We start from the raw sequence: 3,824 nt of genomic DNA, 5'->3' as shown, positions 1-3,824 counted from the left end.
CCCGTAGGGACGCCATCTATTGATCTCATACGATCAGCACTTATTCAGAATTACTATTATTTGATTGCAGATTTGTAGTTTTTGACTACAATAGCTCGCTTCATTCCTTTGAAGTATTTCGTATTTCCTATGCACTCATCTCCGAATGATGCTACGCATCAGGGCAATTCTGCGCCTTTAAAACGCGCTATGAGTACTCGACATCTGGTCATGATTTCGCTTGGTGGCGCAATCGGGACTGGCCTATTTTTAGGGTCGGGTGAAGTCATTGCACAAACGGGGCCTGTAGGTGCCATTCTTGCTTATCTCCTCGGCGGTATCATCGCTTACATGGTAATGCTATGTCTGGGTGAACTTGCCGTACATATGCCTGAATCTGGTTCATTTGGTGCTTATGCCAAACGTTATATTGGACCGGGCACAGGTTATACCATTACCTGGTTATACTGGCTGACCTGGTCAGTGACACTGGGAACCGAATTTACCGCTGCAGCTTTATTAATGCAGGAATGGTTCCCGGACAGCTCCATGTGGATGTGGACACTGGTCTTTGGTGCGCTTGTGTTTACACTGAATATGATTTCGACCCGCTGGTTTGCAGAATCCGAATTCTGGCTGGCCCTCATTAAAGTTGTCACTGTTATTGCCTTTATCCTGCTGGGATTATTGGCCATATTTGGTGTACTGGGTTATGCAGGTCAGGAAACTGCGCCGCTGTTTAGCAATCTGACAGCTCAGGGTTGGTTCCCTGAAGGCCTGTTCCCCATCTTCACAACAATGCTGATTGTCAACTTTGCCTTCTCAGGTACAGAACTGATTGGTGTAGCCGCTGGTGAAACCAAAGATCCTGCCAAAAACGTACCGAAAGCCATCAATACCGCAATTTTCCGTTTATTGATTTTCTTTGTAGGTACGATTGTCGTGGTGACATGTCTATTACCACATCAAGAAGCAGGTCTTGCGGCGGAAGGTGTAAGTAGTAGCCCATTCGTGACCGTATTCCAGCACATTGGTATTCCATATGCTGAAGACGTTATTCGCTTTGTAATTATCACCGCACTGTTGTCTGCTGCAAACTCAGGTTTATTTGCTGCTTCCCGTATGATGTGGTCATTGTCTTATAGCAAACAATTACCAGCCATGTTCTCAAGAGTGAATGCACGCGGTATTCCTTACATTGCGGTAATAGTGACTATGATTGGTGGTATGCCAGGTCTGTTGTCTGAACAGTTTGCGCCAGAAACCATTTTCACCAACCTATTAGGTATTGCAGCCTTTACCATGGTGGTGGTCTGGATGAGTATCTGTCTGAGTATGTTCAACTTCCGCCGTGAATGGTACAAACAAGGGAAGACAGCTAAAGATCTTGCTTTCGCTGCGCCATTGTTCCCGATCGTACCGATTCTGGGTTTTCTGTTCTGTCTGATTACCTGTATCAGTATGGTGTTTGATCCAACAATGCGGATCAGCTTCTTTGGCTGTCTGGTGTTTATTGGACTTTGCTATGCCAGCTATTATAAGTTTTATCACAATAAAGCTTAAATCTTAGCGCTAACAAAAGAGCAGCTCCGGCTGCTCTTTTTTTATCTATACTGAATATGTTTCAGGCAGCCACAGCGGTGTGTCGATGAAAATTATTTATATCCATGGGATGAATAAGCAGAATTTTAGTTCTGCTTCATTAAAGCAACCTTGGCTAAGTCTGCTTAAACATGGTCTGGAACAGTCGCATCGACAGGCCTGTTTTGCCTATATCAAACGTCATGTTCGTATCCCTTTTTATGGAGATTTACTGTTACGGCATCATTTACATAATGTATTGAACGCCAGTACCTTAATACCACAAGACTGGCCACATTTTCCCTTGCGCCAGCCACTTAAATCCCAACCGTCGCCGCCACATTTTCATCAGTATTTACCTGAAACTTGCAAGATTCCCGAATTAAATATTGAGGATGCTTTGACTTTTAACCAGAAGCTGAAATTTATTACTAGCTTAAGCCGAAATACAGCCTTACGGGATTTTATGGTCTTGCTCAATTATTTTCCCCATCTCCATGATACGCTCATCAAAAAATTTCTGATTGAAACATATTCCTATCTGGCCAATGCCAGATTCATGCAGCAAGTTCATCAGCGTATTGGTCAGCGACTACATGACAATAAACCTTGTATCTTGATCGCACACTCCTTAGGCAGCGTGATTGCCTATCATTATCTGCTTTTACATCCGGAATTAAATGTGCAGCGCTTTATTACGCTGGGATCACCCATGGCCTTTCGTGTAATACAGGAACATTTACCGCAACCGATGACTCGACCCGAGGCCATTCGTGGTGACTGGATCAATTTTTATTGTAGCGATGACTTTCTGACTGCCTTTCCCTTATCAGAACCACCCTTCCAGTTTCAGCCGGCGATTATTAATCAGAAAATTCGTACCTCCATCTATCATCCGCATGATATTGATGGTTATATCCAACATCCCGACGTCATCAAAGCGCTGCTGGAATTAGTTTAGGATTTACTTAAACAGCGGGATTTAACTTTTACCGTTTTATTCCTATCTTTTTTCTATGTAGTAAAATCCTTGATCCGTATCTATCAATTTACTGCTTTTTCTACTTTTTTATAAATATACAACTGTCTGTTAATGATTGTTTTATCAAAGTAATTTACACATGAACACCACAAAAAGTACAGCTTGGCTTGCCGCAATTTTCTCTATACTGTGAATATATAGATCGACCTCCGTGAGGTATCGATGAAAGTTATTTTTATTCATGGAATGAATCAGCAACATCATAGCGCTGCATCGATCCGTCAGCGCTGGCTACATATACTTCAAAAAGGCATTCGCAAACATCATCACGATGCCAGATTCAGTTATTTACGACGTCACATTCACATTCCATTTTACGGGGACTTGCTTTCCCGCTATAACGTCCGCAACATCCTCAATGCTGGCACCCTGATGCCACAGCAATGGCCCAGCTTTCGGTTCCGTCAGCCTGCTCAACCTCAGCTTCCTGCACCAGTTCCACGCCCTGGCTGGCGCAAACCCGTGATTTCCGATCTTCCCGAGCTTAACCTGAATGACTCCATGAATTTCAAACAGAAATTCAAGTTTATTACTACATTGAGCAAAAATGTTGCGCTGCGGGACTTTGTGTTATTGCTCAATTATTTTCCCAGTCTGCATCGTAGCCTGCTTCAAAAATTTCTTATTGAAACCTATTTGTATCTCGACAATCCGGGTTTCATGAAAGAAGTTCATGAGCGGATCGCCCGGCAATTGAATGGTCGCAAACCTTGTATTGTAATTGCTCATTCTCTGGGTAGTGTGATTGCCTATAATCATCTTATTCAACATCCGGAACTCAATGTACAGCGTTTTATTACTTTAGGATCGCCATTAGCATTCCAGGTGATCCAGTCACATTTACCACAACCGATTGTACGACCTGCTGCAATTACGGGCGACTGGATAAATTTCTATTCAACTGATGATTTCCTCACCGCTTTGCCTCTTACCCAACCGCCATTTCAGTTTCAACCTGCAATTATTAACCACGGCATTCGTACACATATTCACCGCCCGCATGATATTACTGGTTATTTACTCCATCCGCAGGTGGTAGAAACAATTCTAGAATTGCTTAAAAATCCGGCTTAAACCATGTATTTTTCAAGTATTTCCTTAAGATTGTTTTAATTTTATGCACTCGGTTCAAAAAACTAGAAAAAGTGCAGAAATGCGTTTGACACCCCCCTTTTTTCACCCTATTATACGCCCACCTCTGAAACGTCCCTATCGTCTAGAG

The 3,824-nt window shown here is 42.8% G+C and carries 3 protein-coding genes; all 3 read left to right on the top strand.

Features of this window, described 5'->3' with window-relative positions:
• The first annotated feature begins 129 nt into the window (after positions 1 to 129).
• The 3 genes from BK820_RS14775 to BK820_RS14765 all read left to right on the top strand — a co-directional run bounded on the left by BK820_RS14775 (position 130) and on the right by BK820_RS14765 (position 3,676).
• Entirely contained in the window at positions 130 to 1,542 is a 1,413-nt protein-coding gene (locus BK820_RS14775) for an amino acid permease (protein WP_004810673.1), read from the top strand.
• An 85-nt stretch (positions 1,543 to 1,627) separates the two neighbouring features.
• Positions 1,628 to 2,521, top strand: a complete 894-nt coding sequence (locus tag BK820_RS14770; RefSeq protein WP_004810674.1) for an alpha/beta fold hydrolase — start codon at positions 1,628 to 1,630, stop codon at positions 2,519 to 2,521.
• Between the two features lie 243 nt (positions 2,522 to 2,764).
• Complete coding sequence (locus tag BK820_RS14765) at positions 2,765 to 3,676, top strand: alpha/beta fold hydrolase domain-containing protein (protein ID WP_004810676.1); 912 nt, start codon at positions 2,765 to 2,767, stop codon at positions 3,674 to 3,676.
• The last annotated feature ends 148 nt before the right edge of the window (positions 3,677 to 3,824 follow it).

The sequence above is a fragment of the Acinetobacter sp. LCT-H3 genome (assembly GCF_001866125.1).
Taxonomy (GTDB): Bacteria; Pseudomonadota; Gammaproteobacteria; order Pseudomonadales; family Moraxellaceae; genus Acinetobacter; species Acinetobacter schindleri.
Note: the sequence above shows the minus strand (reverse complement) of the source record. Positions and strands in the feature narration are given on the sequence as shown.